Below are 16,964 nucleotides of genomic sequence, written 5' to 3' on the forward strand. Positions count from 1 at the left end.
GGTTACTTTCCCTGGAGGGCTTGCTCTGCGGTGCGCGCAGCAAAAGTGGAGCCACGCACTATGAGTTGTGAGCTGAGGTGGACGGCTTCCGTTGCGGTGGGCTTTCCGGCCATCTGCTCCAGGAGGAGCTCAAGGCTGAGGGCGCCGCTTCGGTCAATCGGTACGCGGATGGAGGTGAGTCCGGGTTCTGCCGCGGCGGCAATGTCGAGGTCGTCGATGCCGACGACGCTGATGTCCTCCGGGCAGTGGTAGCCGAGGGTCCGTGCGCCGGCGAGCATGCCGATGGCGACCAGATCGTTGTATGCAATGACTGCGGTGGCGCCGCTGGCGACCACCGACGCCGCCGCGGCCAGTCCGCCGTCGACGGTTGCATTCTGGTTCCCCACAGTGACGAGTTCGATGCCCCACTCGGCGCAGAAGCGGGTGATCGCTGCACGCCGCTGGCCGTTGGCCCATGAGGATGCGGGTCCGGGAATGTACGCGAGCTTGCGGTGGCCGAGGGCGTAGAGGTGCTCGACGGCTTGGCGGATTCCCTCGCCGGCCTCCATGAGCACCCGTGCGGCGTGCTCGGCCTCGCCATTGATGACAACCAGCGGAGCGCTGCCGGCGAGGTCGTGGATCTGTGAGGAAGGCAGTCGGGGCGAGCAGAGGATGATGCCGTCTACGCCTGTCGCGAAGGACTCGAGGTGGGCACGTTCCCGCGAGGAGGATTCCGAGGTGTCAGCGAGAACCATCCGGTGGCGGCCATGCCATGCCTGATCCTGGATGGCCTTGATCAGGGCTGCGAAGACTGCGTTGGAAATGTCCGGGACGATGACGCCGAACGTTCGGCTGCCCGTGACTCCTGGTACCTCGTAGCCCAGCTGCTCGGCCGCGGCCATGACCTTCTGCCGCGTTTCGGCTGCCAGACGGCCGGGGTCTCCGAATGCCCGCGACGCCGTTGCCAGGGACACCCCTGCCAGCTTTGCGACATCCGTGAGTTTTGCCGACATCTGTCCTCCAGTTGCTTCGTTGAAACCTTGTCCTGCAAGTATGGAAATGCTTGTACAAGTTTGTCAATAGTTTGCATAAGGTTGTTGCACGGCAAAGAGTTGCCTGGTCCCGTTGAGCGTCGCTCAACGGCGGAGTAGGGTGGCCCCACCCACCTCGCACCACCTTTTGAGGAGCGACCATGCCACATCGCAAACTTCGAATCGCCTCCATAACGGCAATACTCGCGCTGAGCGTGACGAGCGGCGCCGTCGCCAACCCCGCTTTTGCCGATCCGCGCCAGACTGAAAAGACCGCCACCGCCACCGGATACGGCGGCGCGGTCAGCACCGTTGACCCCGAGGCATCCGCCGCCGCCATCGAGGTCCTCCGCAAAGGTGGCAACGCAGCTGACGCCGCCGTCGCCGCGGCCGCAACCCTGGGCGTGACCGAGCCATACAGCGCAGGTATCGGCGGTGGCGGCTACTTCGTGTTCTACAACGCGAAGACCGGCAAGATCGGCACCATCGACGGCCGCGAGACCGCCCCGGCGGCTATGCCGCACGACGCGTTCATCGATCCCGCCACGGGGAAGCCCTACAACTTCACGCCCGAACTCGTCACGAGCGGCGTTTCCGTGGGCGTCCCCGGCACCGCGGCCACTTGGCAACGCGCGCTAGAGCGCTGGGGTACCTTGAGCCTTGGGGACGCCCTGCAGCCTGCCATCAAGGTCGCGACCCGAGGCTTCGTCGTCGACCCGACTTTCCGTCAACAGACCCTCGACAACAAGCTCCGGTTCGCGGCGTTCAGCTCCACGAGCAAGCTGTACCTGCCGGGAGGCGATGCACCCGCCGTCGGCAGCATCTTCCAGAACCACGACCTCGCCGCAACATACCGGCTCCTCGCGAAACAGGGCACCAGCGCCTTCTACGGCGGCCCGCTGGCAGCCGAGATCGCGGCAACAGTCCAGGCCCCGCCGAAGACTGCCACCACCACGCTGCCGATTCCCGTGGGGCATATGACCACGGCCGACCTCGCTGCGTACAAGCCCCTGGACCAAGCGCCCACCCACGTCGACTACCGAGGCCTCGACGTCTACGGCATGGCGCCGTCGAGCAGCGGGGGTACCACGGTGGGCGAGGCGCTGAACATCCTGGACACCGTCAACCTTTCGGAGATGTCCAAGCCGGCTGCCCTGCACCACTACCTCGAGGCGAGCGCGCTCGCCTTCGCCGACCGTGGAAAGTACGTGGGCGACCCTGCGTTCGTCGACGTTCCCACGGCCGCGCTCACTGACCCGCTGTTCGGTAAGGAGCGGGCCTGCAAGATCGACCCGCTGCACGCGGCCACGAAGCCCGTCGCCCCGGGAGATGTGTCCACGTACGACGGTGTGTGCCCGGCTTCCGCGGCGGCACTCGCCGATGAGAAGGACACCGAAAACATCTCGACGACCAACATGACAGTCGCCGACAAGTGGGGGAACGTGGTCGAGTACACGCTCACCATCGAGCAAACCGGCGGATCAGGCATCGTGGTGCCGGGACGCGGGTTCCTGCTCAACAACGAGATGACCGATTTCTCGGCCGTTTACAGCGCCAGCGACCCCAACCGGATCGATCCCGGCAAGCGCCCGCGCTCCTCGATGTCCCCGACCATCATCCTCAAGGATGGTAGGCCGTTCCTCGCTCTCGGCTCACCCGGCGGATCGACGATCATCACCACGGTGCTGCAGACCATCCTGAACAGGGTGGACCTGGGCATGAGCATTTCAGCCGCGATCGCTGCACCGCGCGCCTCTCAACGGAACTCGGCAACGGTCACGGCCGAACCGGAGTTCATCACGGCATACGGGAACCAACTCACACCGTATGGCCACCAGTTCACGCCATCCGGTGACGCTTTCACTTCGGCGGCCGAGATCGGTGCGGCAACAGCGATCGAGTTCAGGCCCAACGGGCGCATGATCGCCGCCGCCGAGCCGGTCAGACGCGGCGGCGGCTCGGCGATGGTGCTGAACCTGTCCCCATAAGCCGGAACCACCGGACCAACGTCCATTCGGTCCGCTGTGCTACTGACACCGAGGGTAGCGCCGGGGTAGCTTGTCCCCATGGCTTCCGAAGCAACCACCCTCACCGTTGACGGGCCGAACGGTCCCCGCGAAATACGGATCTCCAGTCCTAGCCGGGTCCTTTGGCCGGAAGTGGGCCTGACCAAGCTGGACCTCGCGCGTTACATTGCCGATGTCGGGGAAGCCTTCATAGCGGCGAACGGGGACCGGCCGGTCTCCCTGCAGCGCTTTTCGGACAACGTCGACGGAGAACAGTTCTTCTCCAAGAATCCGCCGAAAGGAACCCCGGACTTCGTCCGGTCGGTAAAGGTGATCTATCCGAGTGCGCGCTCGCATCCCCAATTGGTCCTCGACGAGCCAGCCGCGGCCGTGTGGGCCGTCCAGATGAACACGGTGGTCTTCCATCCGTGGCCGTCTCGCGCCGAAAACACGGACAATCCCGATCAGTTGCGGATCGACCTGGACCCGCAGCCCGGAACAGATTTCGACGACGCGATTCCCGCCGCGCTTGAGCTGAAGAACGTACTTGCGGAGGCCGGGCTGACCACCTTTATCAAGACCTCCGGAAACCGGGGACTTCATGTCTATGCTCCGATCGAGCCTTCGCATGAGTTCCTGGACGTTCGGCATGCCGTGATTGCCGCAGCCCGCGAGCTCGAGCGGCGGATGCCGGACAAGGTCACCACGGCTTGGTGGAAGGAAGAACGAGGTGAACGGGTGTTCGTGGACTTCAACCAGGCCAACCGTGACCGGACCATAGCCGGCGCCTACAGCCCGCGCGCACTCGCCCATGCTCCGGTCTCATGTCCAATCACTTGGGAGGAACTGGAAACTGCCGACCCGAAGAACTTCACCATCCTCACCGTACCCGGAAGGCTTAAATCCGTGGGGGACCCTTGGGGTGACATGAATTCCAAAGCAGGGAAAATTGACGTCCTGCTTCAATGGTGGGCACGCGACCTCGGTGCCGGGCTCGGAGAGCTGCCGTTCCCGCCGGACTACCCGAAGATGCCGGGTGAACCACCGCGTGTACAGCCAAGTCGAGCGCGCAAGCACGACTGACTGACAGGCCGTGAAGGTGGCCCCGGCAGACAATCAGTGGGAGAATGAGGGCTGGACCAAAACGGCCGGCGGCGCATCTTGCCTGCTGAGACCCAGGTGAGTCCCCCAGTGCGCCGTCGGTCCTGACGTTGTCGGCCTCTTACGCCGCACCGGTCCATCTCGGCGCGCTTGACGCTCGCCGGAGTTCCTTGGCGCGGGTGCGGAATGCGTCGACCGCCTTGCGCGGTTCGTGACATATCTGGGGACCCGCACTGTGGGGATCCGCGCTCGGACGAACGGTCGCGGCCGGGCAAAGGTCGGTGACCAGTCCCATGCCTGCACACTCCCGCGCAGCGGCGATTCCGGCGACAACCGCTGGCTTGTCCTCGAACGGCGTCGAAACAGCGATGACGACTCCGTCAGGTGATTTGAGGCGGAACCTGAAAAAGGACTCCCCGTCAATAAACACTTCAAATATGCCGGCCACTGCTACCTCCCGGTCTGCGGATCCTGCCCAGTAGCGACTTCACTACGAGCGGGACGGAGCATCGCTGCATTCCTCGTCCGCTGCTCTGGTTGAACAACCACCGTGAATCGTTTTTCACGTGATATTCAGTCTGTCCTGACCGTGTTGAGGCTAACAAGACCGCGTGAGTAAACCCTGTGTAAAACGTATGCAACCCCCGGGCAGCTCAGTTGCCGCTGGCCCGGTTCATCAGGTGCTCAAGCAGTGCCAGTTCCGGGAATCCGGGGTGTCGGGCAATGCTGGACCTGAGTTTTGCCCTGAGGTGTTCGCCGCTCGGTTCGGTTCCGCTGAGGACTTCGGCGATGATCTCCTGCGCTTGCTCACGCAGGGCAGCCAGGCTGTCATTGTCGTCACCGGGAACCAGAACCGGTTCCGGCTCGACGAGCGGGTCTTGAGACTCCAAAGGTTCCGACACTGCCAGCTCCCCAATAGTCATCCCGGCCGGTCCCGGGTGAGTCCGGAATTCGCCCCCATCCACTCTAGATACTAATAAGGGCGCCCGGATTGTTCATCGCTTGCGGATCAGAACGATGAATATGGCTTCGAAACGACGGTTTGTGACGCGAACGCAATTGCGGATGGCTGGGCCCTTTTTTGGGGGGGCGCCAGCCATCCTGCGTGGTCGCCTAGGAGAACCTGCCCGGGCGGAAGGTGGAGAGCATCGGGTGCTCACTTCCCGTGAGGATTTCACCCGCCAGCAGTTCGCCGACGATGAGCCCGAGCGTGGCTCCGGAGTGCGTGAAGGCGACAAAGCAGCCCGGCGCTTGACCGAGTTCGCCCAGCACGGGCTCGCCATCGCCCGGAATGGGCTTGTAACCGATCTTCCAGGACGCCGGCTTGAGCTCGGGGTTGCCCGCGATGAGCTTGGACGCCTCGTCAGCGAGTTCCTGGACGATGCCATCAGGGATGCTGAAGGAGCCGTCCTCGTGCTCGGTGATGTGCTCTTCATACCAGTCGTGGTCCAGCGCAAAGGTGTGCCCCGGGTTTGGCCGGATGGCGGCGCGGGGGGTGTTCATGACGGCCTGTACTTCGTGGTCCACGGGCTTGGTCAGCACAAGCATGGAGACGGGGGAGCCGTCGGGGATGTCGACGCCGAGGGGTGCGACGACGGCAGAGGTCGCGGCACCGCAAGCCACGAGGACGGCGTCGGCTTGGTAGGTTTCGCCGCCGGCGGTGTCGACGCCGGTGGCACGGCCGCCGTCCACCGTGACCGAAGCCTTGCCGGCGTTGAGGACAAGCTGGCCACCGCGGGCGTGGAATTCTTCCATGAGGAATTCGATCAGGTCCGGCAGGCTGACCCAGCCTTCGCCGGCGTTGAAGATGGCGCAATCCGGCACCGCGCTTGCATTGATGCCGGGGATGGCGAATTCAACCTCTTCAGGTGTCAGTAGCCTGGAGTCGTACCCCACCGACTTCTCGTAAGCGTGGCGTGCTTCCGTGAGGGCTTGCTGTCCGGCGGCGTTCCACATGAGGCCGCCGCCGAATTGCAGCCATTCACGATCGGGATCCGCGGCGAATAATGTGCGGTAACGATCGACTCCGGCGAGGCGCAGCTGGTGGTAAGGGGTGGAGCGTTCTCCCGCGGAGTTGAGCCAGGACAGCGAGCGGCCGCTGGCCTCGCTCGCGAGGCCCTTTTCGGTCAGCAGGACAACGGACGCGCCTTCGCGGAGCAGGTGGACCGCAGTGGAGACTCCGAGGATGCCGCCGCCGATGACGACGACATGTTTGGTAGGGGGCGTGGAGGACATGGCTCTCCCTTTCTTTGGGTTTGGTTGTTGGCCGCGCGGGGCGGACGATGGCATAGCTGGAAGGATCTGCCTATGCGAAGGCGTGGATTCTTTCGATGACTTTGAGGGTTTCAAGTGCTTCCGCGGGGTCCACGGGCAACGGCCCATCCCCCCGAATGGCAGCCGCGAGTTCGGCATAGAACCGGGGGTAGGCACCGGTTTTGGCAGGCACGGGCGCATGGCCTCCATCGGTCCCCAGGACGCCCCATGAAGCTACGGGGTCAACGCCATAGCCAGGATCCGACGGCGACAGCCCGCCTGCGAGGGCCGCCTCCTGGCTGTCCAGTCCCCACTTGGTGTAGCCGGCCTTCGAACCCAGGACGTGGAACCGCGGTCCTACCTGGGCAGCCATGCCGTTCATCCACAGCCTGGTCCGCACTCCCGAGGTGTGGAGCAGGGACACAAAGGCCTCTGTATCGGCGCCCGCCGGGTGTTGTCCGTGGTTTGCGGTCTCGCCGTAGCAATCTTCAACCGGACCGAAAAGCTGCACGGCCTGGTCGATCAAATGGGCACCAAGATCATGGAGGATGCCGCCGCCTTCGGCCAGGGACGCGCTGTCCCGCCAATTGCCGAAGCCTTCGGGGCGCCACCACTCGAATCGCGATTCGAAGCTTCGGACCTCACCCAGGCCACCTTCCCGCAAGACCTTCCGCAGTGTCAGGAAATCGGCGTCCCACCGGCGGTTCTGGAATACCGTCAGCCGCACACCGGCGTCGGACGCCCTGGCGATGAGCTCTTCGCCCTGAGCCGACGTTGCGACGAAGGGCTTGTCCACTACCACGTCGAGACCGTGGGCGATCGCAGTCGCGGCGAGATCGAAGTGGGTGCGCGGGGGAGTGCCGAGGACCACGAGGTCCAGGTCCGCGGCCAGTGCGAAAAACGCTTCCGGGGTGGGGACAATCCGGGCGACGGGGTAGAGCCTTGCCGCTTCCGCGGCACGCTGCGGATCTGCCGTGACGATGACGTCGAGGGAGTAGCCGGGGTCCGCGGCGATCAGGGGGGCATGGAAGACCTTTCCGGAAACGCCGAATCCGACGACGGCCGTGCGGATGGGTGCGGGGGCAGGGTTCGGCATTACAACACTTCCGAGAGGAACCGTTGGAGCCGTTCGCTGCGGGGGTTGTCGAAGAGCTCGGCAGGGGTGCCTGACTCCACGACTTCTCCTTCATCCATGAAGACCACCTGGTCGGCGACTTTCCGGGCGAAGCCCATTTCGTGGGTGACAACCAGCATGGTCATGCCGCGCCGTCCCAGGCCAGCCATGAGGTTCAATACGCCTTTGACGAGCTCCGGGTCCAGTGCGCTCGTGGCTTCATCGAAGAGCATGACCTCGGGTTCCATGGCCAGCGCCCGGGCGATGGCGACGCGCTGTTGCTGGCCACCGGAGAGATCGCGGGGGCGGTGGTCCGCGCGTTCGGCGAGTCCCACTTCGGCGAGGCTGCGCTGGGCCCGTTCCCTGGCTGCGGCCTTGGACATTCCCTTCACGCTCCAGAGCGCCAGGGCCACGTTCTCGAGGGCTGTGTGGTCAGGGAAGAGGTTGAAGTGCTGGAACACCATGCCGATGCGGCTGCGCAGGATGTCCGGTTTGACTGTGAGTGCGCTTTCACCGGCCAGCAGGACGTCGCCACTTTCGGGTTCGTGAAGCCTGTTGACGCCACGGAGCAGGGTCGACTTTCCGGATCCGGAGGGGCCGATGATGCACGTGGTGGTGCCGGGCGCAACGTTCAGGCTGACGTTGCGCAGCACCTCGATGTCGCCGTACGCCATGGTCAGGTTTCTTAGCTCCAGGCTGGAACCGTGGAATGTCTGGACACCGGCGGTGGTGTTATTTGTGCTGGTGCTGGCGCTCATGTGTTGCTCCCGGTGATCAGCGGCGATGCCGCGTCGAGTTCTGTGACTTCCTTCAGGCCGCTGCTGGGCGCGCTCGGACGTCGGCGGCCCGTGCGGAAGCGGCTGTCGAAGTAGTTCACGAGGTGCGTCAGCGGCACGGTGATGACGAGGTAGAAGACACCGGCCATGACCAAGGGCGACAGGTTTCCGGAGAGTACGGCGGCGTCCTGGCCCACCCGGAATAGCTCGCGTTCGCTGACCAGTAGTCCGAGGAAGTACACCAGCGAAGAGTCCTTGACGATCGCGATGAACTGGTTCACCAGGGCCGGCAGGACCCGGCGGATGCCTTGCGGCACTACCACGAGCCGCATCGATTTGGCGTAGCTCATGCCCAGGGCCCGGCATGCCTCGCCTTGGCCTTTGTCGACGCTTTGGATGCCGGCGCGGAAGATCTCACCGATGTAGGCGCTGGCGATAAGGCTCAGCGCGATAATGCCGAGCGGGTAGGGGGAGGGTCCGAAGATCGACTGGCTCAGCCGGGCGAAGCCTTGGCCGATCAGCAGGATGGTGAGGATGGCCGGGAGTCCCCTGAACAGATCGGTGTAGATGCGGGCAGGGACGCGCAGCCAGGCAGAGGATGAGATCCCCATGACGGCGACTACCATGCCCAGTGCGACACCGATGATAGTGGCGGAGATCGAAATGATCAGCGTGTTCAGCAGGCCAACGCCGATCAGTTGCGGCAAGACCTCGGCCATCGCGCCGAAATCGAAGAATGTACGTGTGATGGTGCTTAACCAGTCCATGGTTTGCTCTCAGACTTAGGTGGCTGTTGGGGCGGGCGGACCACGAATTGTCCGCCCGCCCGCCAGACGGTTGGGCTACTTGCTGGGCGCCGGGCTGGCGGTCTGCTCAGCCTTGGGCAGGTATTGCGTAGGCATCGGTGAGCCCGGGAACCACTTCTGGTAGAGCTTCTTCCAGGTGCCGTCTTCCATCGCCGCGGCCAGTCCCTTGTTCAGGGCATCCTTGAGGGCGGTCTTGTCCTTGGCCAGCGCGAAGCCGGCGGGTGCGTCAAAGGAGGGAATATCGGCGGCGCTAACCAGGCCGAACTGCTGTTCGTAGGACTTGGCGGCCTCATAGTCAAGGAAGTGGGCGTCAGCCGAACCGCTGTTCACTGCCGAGATCGCGGAGTTGTTGTCCGGGAAGCGCACAAGGTTTGCGGTGGGGAAATTCTTCACCGCGTATGCCTCCTGCAGGGTGCCCTGGACCACGCCGAGCCGCTTTCCCGCGAGGCCGCCGACATCCTTGATCCCCGAGGACTTGGTCGTCAGGACGGTCAGGTATCCGGCGAGGTAGCCGTTGGAGAAGTCCACGGTCTGCTTGCGCTTGTCCGTGATGCCGATGGCCGCGACCCCGACGTCGAACTGGCCGTTGGCGACCGCGGGCAGGATCGCCGAGAAGTCTTGTCCGGTGAAGACGACCTTGTCCACTCCTGCGCGGTGAGCGACATCCTTGAACAGTTCGACGTCGAAACCGGTGAAGTTTCCGGTGGCGTCCGTGAACGTGTAGGGCTTGGCATCTCCCAGGCTGGCCACGCGGATGGTGCCGGGTTCTATGAGGCCATAAGGGTTTCCAGCAGTCGACGACGAGGCAGGGGTCGATCCGCCACACCCGCTCAGTGCCAGGAGGGCTGCGACAGCAGCCGCGACGATCATCCCGGGGCGGAAGTTCAGTCGTTTAGTCACAGCAAATTTTCCAATCATGAGAAGCGGTAATCGGCCTTGAAGCCATTCGGGATTCCTCTTGTTGAGTCCGGTCTCAGTGGCTAGGATTGAGACCGGACTCACAGGGGGTTGCAAAAAATGTAACCCAAACCACACAGGCCGTCAAGGCCCAGTCGGAAGGCATGCATGAGCAGCAACAGTTCGAGGCGGCGCGAGATTACCGTCGCCGACGTCGCGAAAGCGGCACAAGTGTCAAAGGCCCAGGCCGCGCGGGCCCTGGGAAATTACGGGGCCGTCAGTGAAGAAGTGCGGAGCCGGGTCCTTGCGGCGGCCGAGGAGCTTTCCTACCGGCCCAACGAGCTGGCCCGCAGCATGAACACGGGGAAATCCAACACGATCGGGGTAGTCGTAGGCGACATCGAAAACCCGCACTTCGGACTGGCGACGAGGGGCATCACGGACACTGCCAAAAAGAGCGGCTACAACGTCATCTTGATCAACACGGACGAGGAAGTCAGTGCAGAAATCGAGGCGGTCCACGTCTTGCTCGACAAGCGGGTGGACGGCCTGATCGTCGCCCCGGCGTCGTCCGTTGAAACAGAACATTTACAACACGTTCACGAAACCGGAAGGCCCCTGGTACTGCTGGACCGGAAGGCCGAGGGGCTGGGCGTGGAGACCGTCGCAGTGAGCATGGCCGGGATTTCCTACGAGTCCACCCGGTATCTCCTCGAGGCCGGCCACCGCCGGATCGCGTTTGTCTCCACCCTCAAATCCGATTCCCCGTACCGGACCGGAATCGTCCTGGATTCATCGCAGATCACCGAGCGCCTGGAAGGCATGCAGCGGGCCTTCGCGGAAAGCGGACTGATCTTTTCCGAAGACCAGGTGAGGCTCAACGCCGGCGACGCGGATTCCATCCGGAACATTACTCGCGAGCTTTTGCTCATGCCGGAGCCGGCCACTGCCATTGTGGCGTCCGACGGCCTCATAGCACTCAGCGTCGTCGAAGCCATCCAGGAGCTGGGCCTCTCAATCCCAGACGACGTTTCGTTCCTGATGTATGACGACTTTTCCTGGACACGCCTGACAAGCCCCCCGCTGACCGTCATTGCCCAACCCGTGTATGAAATGGGTGTGGCCGCTGCGAGTGCGCTGATCCGGCAAATCGAAGGCCGAAAGCCTGCGGCCAACGGACCTGAATTTTCCGCGCGGCTCATCCGGCGGGGATCGGTCGCAATGCCGCGCACCGCGAGGGTCTAGATTCGTTCAGCAACCGACGACGGCGAGCGTTCGGCTGCGCGGTGCTGGCGGTCGCGGTGTTGCGGCCTCAGTCGATGACGAGGTCGCGAGCGGCGGCGGCAATGTGGCGTGCGGAAATACCCGCGGCATTAAGCAAGTCCTTCGGTTCGCCGGAACCAGGAAGTTCCCTCACGGCGAGCAGCGCGATATGGAGTTTGGGGGTGTTGGCACTCGCGAGGGCTTCGAGGACGGCCGAGCCGATGCCGCCTTGGGCGTAGTGGTCTTCCGCTACAACAATCCGGCCATCGGTTTCGAGGCACGTCCGGCGCAGGGTGTCGACGTCGATCGGCTTGATGGAGTAGAGGTCGATGACGCGGGCTTTGATTCCCGAGTGGGCGAGTTGCTCGGCGGCCGCGAGGCATTCGTGGAGTGTGACGCCCGCGCCGATAAGCGCCACTTGGTCATCGGCGCTGGCTCCGTGGACCTTGCTTCCGCCAAGGGGGAACTGTTCGTCCGGCCCGTAAATCACGGGATAGGCTCCACGGGTGGCGCGCAGGTACGAGATTCCGGGCGTGTCTGCCATGGCGCTCACGAGCTGCGCCGCGGACGGGGCGTCGGCCGGATAGAGCACGGTGGAACTGTGCACGGCCCGCATGGCGGCAATGTCTTCCAACGCCATTTGTGATGGACCATCCTGCCCGATTTCAACACCGGCATGCGTGCCGACGAGCCGGATATTCACTTCTGAGACTCCCGCCATGCGGATAAAGTCGAATGGCCGCGAAACCAGGAAGGCCGCGAAACTTGAGGCGAAGGCCACGTAGCCGCGGACCGAGAGGCCGATGGTCGCGGCGACGAGTTGCTGCTCGGCAATGAAAATTTCGAAATACCGCTCAGTGGCCACCTCCTTGAAGTCCCCGGCGTGGGTCGAATTCCCCACCTCGCCATCCAGGACCACCACTTCGGGGCGGACCGCAAGCGCGGAGACAGCGGCACCGAAGGCGGCCCTGGTCGCCACTTTGTCGCCAACTTTCCACTGTGGCAGCGTCACCGCGGCTTGGGCGCTCGGCGTGATTGCTGGTGTGCCGGACTCCGGAAGACGGGTGGTCACGTGGACGGTGCTTGGCCCTCCAAGGGCTGCGATGGCTTTCTCGGCCATGTCCGCCGGGAGCGCTTTGCCGTGCCAGCCATTCTGGTCTTCGATCTCAGGTACCCCCTTGCCCTTGATCGTCTTGGCCAGAATGACCGTCGGCTTGTCAGGTTCGCTCCGGGCCCGGCCCAGGGCGTCGTCGATCTGACCAAGGTCATGACCGTCGATGATGATGGCCCGTGCCCCGAAAGCCTCAACCCGCCTGGCGTAGGCGTCCATATCCCACTGAAGTTCGGTAGGGCCGTCCTGGCCAAGCCGGTTGACGTCTACGACGGCGGTGAGGTTGCCGAGCTTGTAGTAGGCCGCCTTGTCGAGGGCCTCCCAGATGGACCCTTCAGCTAGCTCGCTGTCTCCGCACAACACCCAGGTATGGAAAGGCAGCTTGTCCAGGTAACGCCCTGCGAGGCTTACCCCGACGGCGACCGGCAGCCCTTGTCCCAGCGAGCCGGTAGCCACATCGACCCAAGGCAGAACCGGGGTCGGGTGGCCCTGAAGCCGGGCACCGAACTGACGGTAGGTGTTTAGCAGCTCATCTTCCTCGACGACGCCCACGGCCCGATACATGGAGTACAGAAGAGGCGAAGCATGTCCCTTTGAGAAAATAAGGTGGTCGTTGTTCGGCAACGCCGGATGTTCCCAGTCGTAGTGAAGGTGCCGTTTGAGGAGGACCGCCATGAGATCCGCGGCCGACAACGACGACGTGGGATGCCCCGAGCCTGCGTTGGTGCTGCACCTGATGGAGTCCACACGCAATTGCGTCGCCAGGGCCCGGATGGAATCCGCTTCTTCGGTTCTCAATCCGGCGGGGGCTGTTGTCCTATCCTCTGACATGCCGGGTCCCTCTCTGCTTAGTGCTCGTTCAACTGCTCGAGCACGTTCCCCAGAGCTTGGCGAATATCGTCATAGTCGTATTGGCTAGCCCTGCTTTCGCCTGAAATTACGGCGCATCTATGAATTTTCTTGAAGTCTCCATAGGGAAACTTGTAGCGGCCCTTCTGTCCTTCGGGGTGCCCATCGTCCACACCGAGAAACCATTTCGAATATTCGGCGCTCCCGTTCTTACCCAGGAAGGTGTTCTCATCCTGCGTCGACGGCGCGTGTTCGCTCCAGTCGTCCCGGGTATCGATGACTACCTTGTTGTCCCGGATAAGGCTTTCGCATGATCGAAGGCCTTCTTGTTGAGTTTCATGGCCATGTTGGGACCTCCATCTCTTCCGTCAAGCTCTGCGAGCAGCCGGCTCACAAGATCGTGAGGGGCGGTTCTCCCAAGGGCCGCGAAGTCGGGGAGGGAAAGTCCGGGCCTGGCTCGGGGACCGGGGAAGGTCCCGGTTCAGGCAGCGGGACCGGTTCGGGGGTCCCCGGGCGCGGCCCGGGTTCGGGCTCCGGGCCAGGGGTCGGCACAGGTGTCGGCCCTGGCTCCGGCACCGGCTCCGGCGTCGGGCTTGGGCCAGGCTCTCGGGTGGGGTCAGCGTTTGGGTCGCGCGTCGGGTCCGGAGGGAACTCGCTCATTGTTTGCTCCTCGAATCGTGAATGAAGTTTGGGCGGACTTCCGTGGGGCCGGCCTGTTCGTGGCCGACCCCACGGGGCTCAGCGGTCCGACGAACGCGGAGGGGTTTCTGTGCCTCGGCCAGCTTCCGTAGCGGGCCAAGGTTCGGCACCGTGTTCCTCAGAAGGATCACGAGGCGTTTCTTCCGTGGTGTAGTCGCCTTCGATCCGCTCGGCGGGCAGATCGGTGACGCGCTCCGTGCCGTAGTCGCCCTCGGTGTACTGGCCGATGCGAGTCGCGTCGCCGTCGGCCGCTTCCGAAGTCGTAGGGGCAGTCAAGTCAGGATCGACGGCGGGCAGCTCCGAAGTGATAGGGGCGGGGGATACTGCCGCCCCGGAGTCGTCGACATCGCCGGCGGCCACGGAGCCTCGCCAGCCACCAGTCTCGTGGCCGCGCTCTTCGATGAATTTCTTGAACTTGTCGAGGTCGGCCGAAACCCGCATATCGTCGATGCCCACCAGCGAGCCCGCCTTTTCGGCAAAGCTCTCCGGCTCCCATTCGATCTCCACACTCACGCGGGTACGGTCCGCGCCAAGTGGCTCGAAGCTTACGGTGCCCGCGTTCCTTGGTCCGTCGATGCTGGCCCAGCTGACCAGTGAATCCGGGACCTGCTCAAGGATTTGGGCGTTGAAGTCGCGCTTGACGCCGCCGACGTTGGTGGAAAAATGCAGGGCGGTCTCGTCGATTTGTTCCACCGCTTCGACGCCCTTCATGAATTCCGGGAAAGACTCGAACTGGGTCCATTGGTTGTAAGCCACTGAAACGGGAACTTCCACGTCGATTGTTCGGTTGACGGTAGCCATGTTGGTGCTCCTTGCTTGCGCTTGTGCCTGCGGAGGTTGGTGAACTTCTGGGCGATCTAGCCGGCGTCGAATGTTTCGCCGTCGTCGTCTTTCGGGGACTTATCCTCGGACAGTCCTGTCGCATCGCCCTTCGGTTCGGACGAGAAAGAACTCCCTGGCTTGCTTCCCTCAGAGTTCGAGTCATCCAGCTCGGCATCGGCCGATGGCACCGCGGTTGATCCGTTGCGCCCGTCCTCCGACGTCGAAAGGGCTTCTTCCTTCGGCTGATCCGCTTGCTGGCCCCCGGGTCCTGGCATTTCTTGTTCGGGCGTCGGAGTTCCGTAGCCTCCGGCTTCCTCTTCCTGGGCTGCGTGCTGCTTGTCCATGTCCATACCGTCCTTTCCGTGCTGGTTGACTTGTTGGTGGAAAATCAAAGACCGGCTGCTAAAGGCCTTTTCCGCCGGTGACCGGGAGAACAGCTCCGGAGATGTACGAGCCCTCGTCCGATGCGAGAAGCACATAGGCCGGAGCCAATTCCGCTGGCTGTCCAGCTCTGCCGAGCGGTGTGTCCTGTCCGAAGTCAGGGAGCTTGTCCGGCCACTCCGTCGCGGGAATCAACGGTGTCCAAATGGGTCCGGGGGCCACGGCATTGACCCTGATGCCCTTGGGTCCCAGCTCTTGGGCCAGCGCCTTGGTGAAAGCCACTTGCGCTGCCTTGGTCATGGCATAGTCGATGAGTTGGGGCGAAGGGTTGAATGCCTGGATGGATGCAGTGACGATGACCGATGCGCCGGGTTTGAGGTGGGGGATTGCCGCGCGGGCAGTCCACATCAAGGAGTACAAGTTGGTCTTGAAAACCCTGTCCATTTCTTCGGTCGGCAGGGTCTCGAGCCCTTCCCGGTTTTTCTGGTACCCGGCATTCAGGACCAGGGCGTCCAGCCGGCCGAATTCGCCTACGGTTCGTTCCACCGCGGACTGGCAGAACTCTTCCGAACGGCCGTCACCCGGCAGGGCCAAAGCCCGAGTCCCGGCCTCTTGGATCCAGCCAGCAGTGCTCCGGGCGTCCGCGGACTCTTCAGGTAGGTGCGTGAACGCGACGTCGGCACCTTCGCGGGCGAAGGCGATGCCAACAGCGGCCCCGATCCCGGAGTCCCCTCCCGTGATAAGGGCCGACCTGCCCGTTAAGCGGCCGTGGCCCACGTAAGAGAGTTCGCCGTGGTCCGGCACGGGATCCATGGACCCGGTCAGGCCGGGCTGCTTCTGTTCCTGTTGGGGAAAGGACCCTGTGTGATAACCGGAACGCGGATCCCGCGGTGGAAAAGGCTGTGCACTAGCTGGTTGTTCCGCTTCGCTTTGCTGCGGTTCTGACTGGTTCATGATCACCTTCTTCGTCGGCCTTTCGACGTCTGAGTGAGCTTGCTTCCTCATCGAAACTAGTAGGCCGGGCGGACTCTTGTCCATGGATTCCGGGAAATTGATCAGTAAACTTACTATATTGCTTCAGAGGACCTAGACTAGTGCGGTTTTTGGGCCGCGAATTAGGCTTCCGGCTCTGCTTTACTGCGCCGGGGAGACCAGGAAAGCAGCGGGTACAGCAGCACGAGCGCCGCGAGTGCGACGAGAATGCTTCCGCCGGCGGCGAGGCCGGCCTCGGGGCCCACAGCAACGCTGAAGATCAGTCCGGCGCATCCTGCGATCAGCAAGGATACACACGCCAATACGGCCTTGACGATCACGTCCCCTGCAGCTACCAGCCGGTACTTGACGTGATGCTGGAAGAGCCGACGGTGGAGGCTGACAGGAACCAGCATGAGGCCGGTGGTCATGGTCGCCAGGACGACCAGCAGGAGAAACCACCACTTCTGCATCTCTGTGAGCGTGCCGAATCGTTGCTGGAAGGGAAGGGTCAGCAGGAAGCCACCGATAATTTGGACGCCCGTCTGGAGGACGCGCATTTCCTGGAGCAGCTCATTCCAATTCCGGTCCATTCGCTGGTCCTCGGACTCGTGCCTGGTATCGGCATCCGGCTCGGGGAGCAGGGGATCTTCCGGTCCGCTCACGACGGCCGCGGCAGTTCGCAGCCTGCCACAGGGTTCAGCCCCATGTAGTTCAGGGGACCGGCAACAATATTCAGGCTAATCGTTGCCAACTGGGAACACTGCGCGGGCACTGCGCTGAAGTAGCCGCGTTGTCCGGCGGCTACCGCTCCAATGATGAGCCAGATCACCACGATCAGCCCGAAGATCGACCCAAATCGCATGGCCATCGACCAACCTCTCATCGATTCCGAATATCATCA

The 16,964-nt window shown here is 63.4% G+C and carries 17 protein-coding genes and 1 pseudogene; 3 read left to right on the plus strand and 15 right to left on the minus strand.

From position 1 onward, the window contains the following. Nucleotides 1-2: 2 nt before the first annotated feature. Nucleotides 3-992 (minus strand): LacI family DNA-binding transcriptional regulator, encoded by a 990-nt coding sequence (locus AB4Z38_RS11650; RefSeq protein ID WP_441429854.1) that lies wholly within the window; start codon nt 990-992, stop codon nt 3-5. 179 nt (nt 993-1,171) lie between these two features. Between AB4Z38_RS11650 and ggt the strand changes: the two genes are divergently transcribed. Together ggt and ligD are read left to right on the plus strand one after the other, a co-directional pair. Further along, entirely contained in the window at nt 1,172-2,998 is a 1,827-nt protein-coding gene (ggt, locus tag AB4Z38_RS11655) for a gamma-glutamyltransferase (protein WP_441429855.1), read from the plus strand. A 78-nt stretch (nt 2,999-3,076) separates the two neighbouring features. Beyond that, nucleotides 3,077-4,099 (plus strand): non-homologous end-joining DNA ligase, encoded by a 1,023-nt coding sequence (gene ligD / locus AB4Z38_RS11660; RefSeq protein WP_441429856.1) that lies wholly within the window; start codon nt 3,077-3,079, stop codon nt 4,097-4,099. Nucleotides 4,100-4,238: 139 nt separating this feature from the next. Here the strand turns inward: ligD and AB4Z38_RS11665 are convergent, their stop codons facing one another. From AB4Z38_RS11665 to AB4Z38_RS11695, 7 genes are all read right to left on the minus strand, one after another. Further along, nucleotides 4,239-4,565, minus strand: coding sequence for a YegP family protein (locus tag AB4Z38_RS11665; protein WP_441429857.1), 327 nt, complete (start codon nt 4,563-4,565; stop codon nt 4,239-4,241). 205 nt (nt 4,566-4,770) lie between these two features. Continuing rightward, entirely contained in the window at nt 4,771-5,019 is a 249-nt protein-coding gene (locus AB4Z38_RS11670; protein ID WP_441429858.1) for a hypothetical protein, read from the minus strand. A 211-nt stretch (nt 5,020-5,230) separates the two neighbouring features. Continuing rightward, on the minus strand, nt 5,231-6,352 hold the full coding sequence (locus AB4Z38_RS11675; RefSeq protein ID WP_441429859.1) for an NAD(P)/FAD-dependent oxidoreductase: 1,122 nt from the start codon (nt 6,350-6,352) through the stop codon (nt 5,231-5,233). Between the two features lie 70 nt (nt 6,353-6,422). After that, complete coding sequence (locus AB4Z38_RS11680; protein ID WP_441429860.1) at nt 6,423-7,466, minus strand: Gfo/Idh/MocA family protein; 1,044 nt, start codon at nt 7,464-7,466, stop codon at nt 6,423-6,425. Further along, nucleotides 7,466-8,242, minus strand: a complete 777-nt coding sequence (locus AB4Z38_RS11685; protein WP_441429861.1) for an amino acid ABC transporter ATP-binding protein — start codon at nt 8,240-8,242, stop codon at nt 7,466-7,468. The genes AB4Z38_RS11680 and AB4Z38_RS11685 overlap by 1 nt, the downstream gene beginning before the upstream one ends. Beyond that, nucleotides 8,239-9,027, minus strand: a complete 789-nt coding sequence (locus AB4Z38_RS11690; RefSeq protein WP_284982212.1) for an amino acid ABC transporter permease — start codon at nt 9,025-9,027, stop codon at nt 8,239-8,241. Before AB4Z38_RS11690 ends, AB4Z38_RS11685 begins: the two co-directional genes overlap by 4 nt. 75 nt (nt 9,028-9,102) lie before the next feature. Continuing rightward, a complete protein-coding gene (locus AB4Z38_RS11695) occupies nt 9,103-9,936 on the minus strand; it encodes an ABC transporter substrate-binding protein (RefSeq protein WP_441429886.1) in 834 nt (277 codons plus the stop codon). A 195-nt stretch (nt 9,937-10,131) separates the two neighbouring features. On the opposite strand from AB4Z38_RS11695, the gene AB4Z38_RS11700 reads away from it, so the two are divergent. Continuing rightward, nucleotides 10,132-11,208, plus strand: a complete 1,077-nt coding sequence (locus AB4Z38_RS11700) for a LacI family DNA-binding transcriptional regulator (RefSeq protein ID WP_441429862.1) — start codon at nt 10,132-10,134, stop codon at nt 11,206-11,208. A 67-nt stretch (nt 11,209-11,275) separates the two neighbouring features. Here the strand turns inward: AB4Z38_RS11700 and AB4Z38_RS11705 are convergent, their stop codons facing one another. The 7 genes and pseudogenes from AB4Z38_RS11705 to AB4Z38_RS11735 form a co-directional block, all read right to left on the minus strand. Beyond that, nucleotides 11,276-13,168 (minus strand): transketolase, encoded by a 1,893-nt coding sequence (locus tag AB4Z38_RS11705; RefSeq protein ID WP_441429863.1) that lies wholly within the window; start codon nt 13,166-13,168, stop codon nt 11,276-11,278. Between the two features lie 17 nt (nt 13,169-13,185). Then, nucleotides 13,186-13,532: pseudogene (locus AB4Z38_RS11710) on the minus strand (hypothetical protein). A 392-nt stretch (nt 13,533-13,924) separates the two neighbouring features. Further along, nucleotides 13,925-14,686 carry an SRPBCC family protein gene (locus AB4Z38_RS11715; RefSeq protein WP_441429864.1) on the minus strand — a complete coding sequence of 254 codons (762 nt, stop codon included), beginning with the start codon at nt 14,684-14,686 and terminating at the stop codon, nt 13,925-13,927. A gap of 56 nt (nt 14,687-14,742) precedes the next feature. Continuing rightward, complete coding sequence (locus tag AB4Z38_RS11720) at nt 14,743-15,051, minus strand: hypothetical protein (protein WP_441429865.1); 309 nt, start codon at nt 15,049-15,051, stop codon at nt 14,743-14,745. A gap of 58 nt (nt 15,052-15,109) precedes the next feature. Beyond that, complete coding sequence (locus tag AB4Z38_RS11725) at nt 15,110-16,042, minus strand: SDR family oxidoreductase (RefSeq protein WP_441429866.1); 933 nt, start codon at nt 16,040-16,042, stop codon at nt 15,110-15,112. Nucleotides 16,043-16,203: 161 nt separating this feature from the next. Then, nucleotides 16,204-16,725, minus strand: coding sequence for a DUF6328 family protein (locus AB4Z38_RS11730; protein WP_441429867.1), 522 nt, complete (start codon nt 16,723-16,725; stop codon nt 16,204-16,206). Further along, a complete protein-coding gene (locus tag AB4Z38_RS11735; RefSeq protein WP_441414182.1) occupies nt 16,722-16,931 on the minus strand; it encodes a hypothetical protein in 210 nt (69 codons plus the stop codon). Before AB4Z38_RS11735 ends, AB4Z38_RS11730 begins: the two co-directional genes overlap by 4 nt. Nucleotides 16,932-16,964 lie beyond the last annotated feature (33 nt).

Origin of the sequence: Arthrobacter sp. 2RAF6 (assembly GCF_052115205.1) — a bacterium.
Lineage (GTDB): Bacteria > Actinomycetota > Actinomycetes > Actinomycetales > Micrococcaceae > Arthrobacter.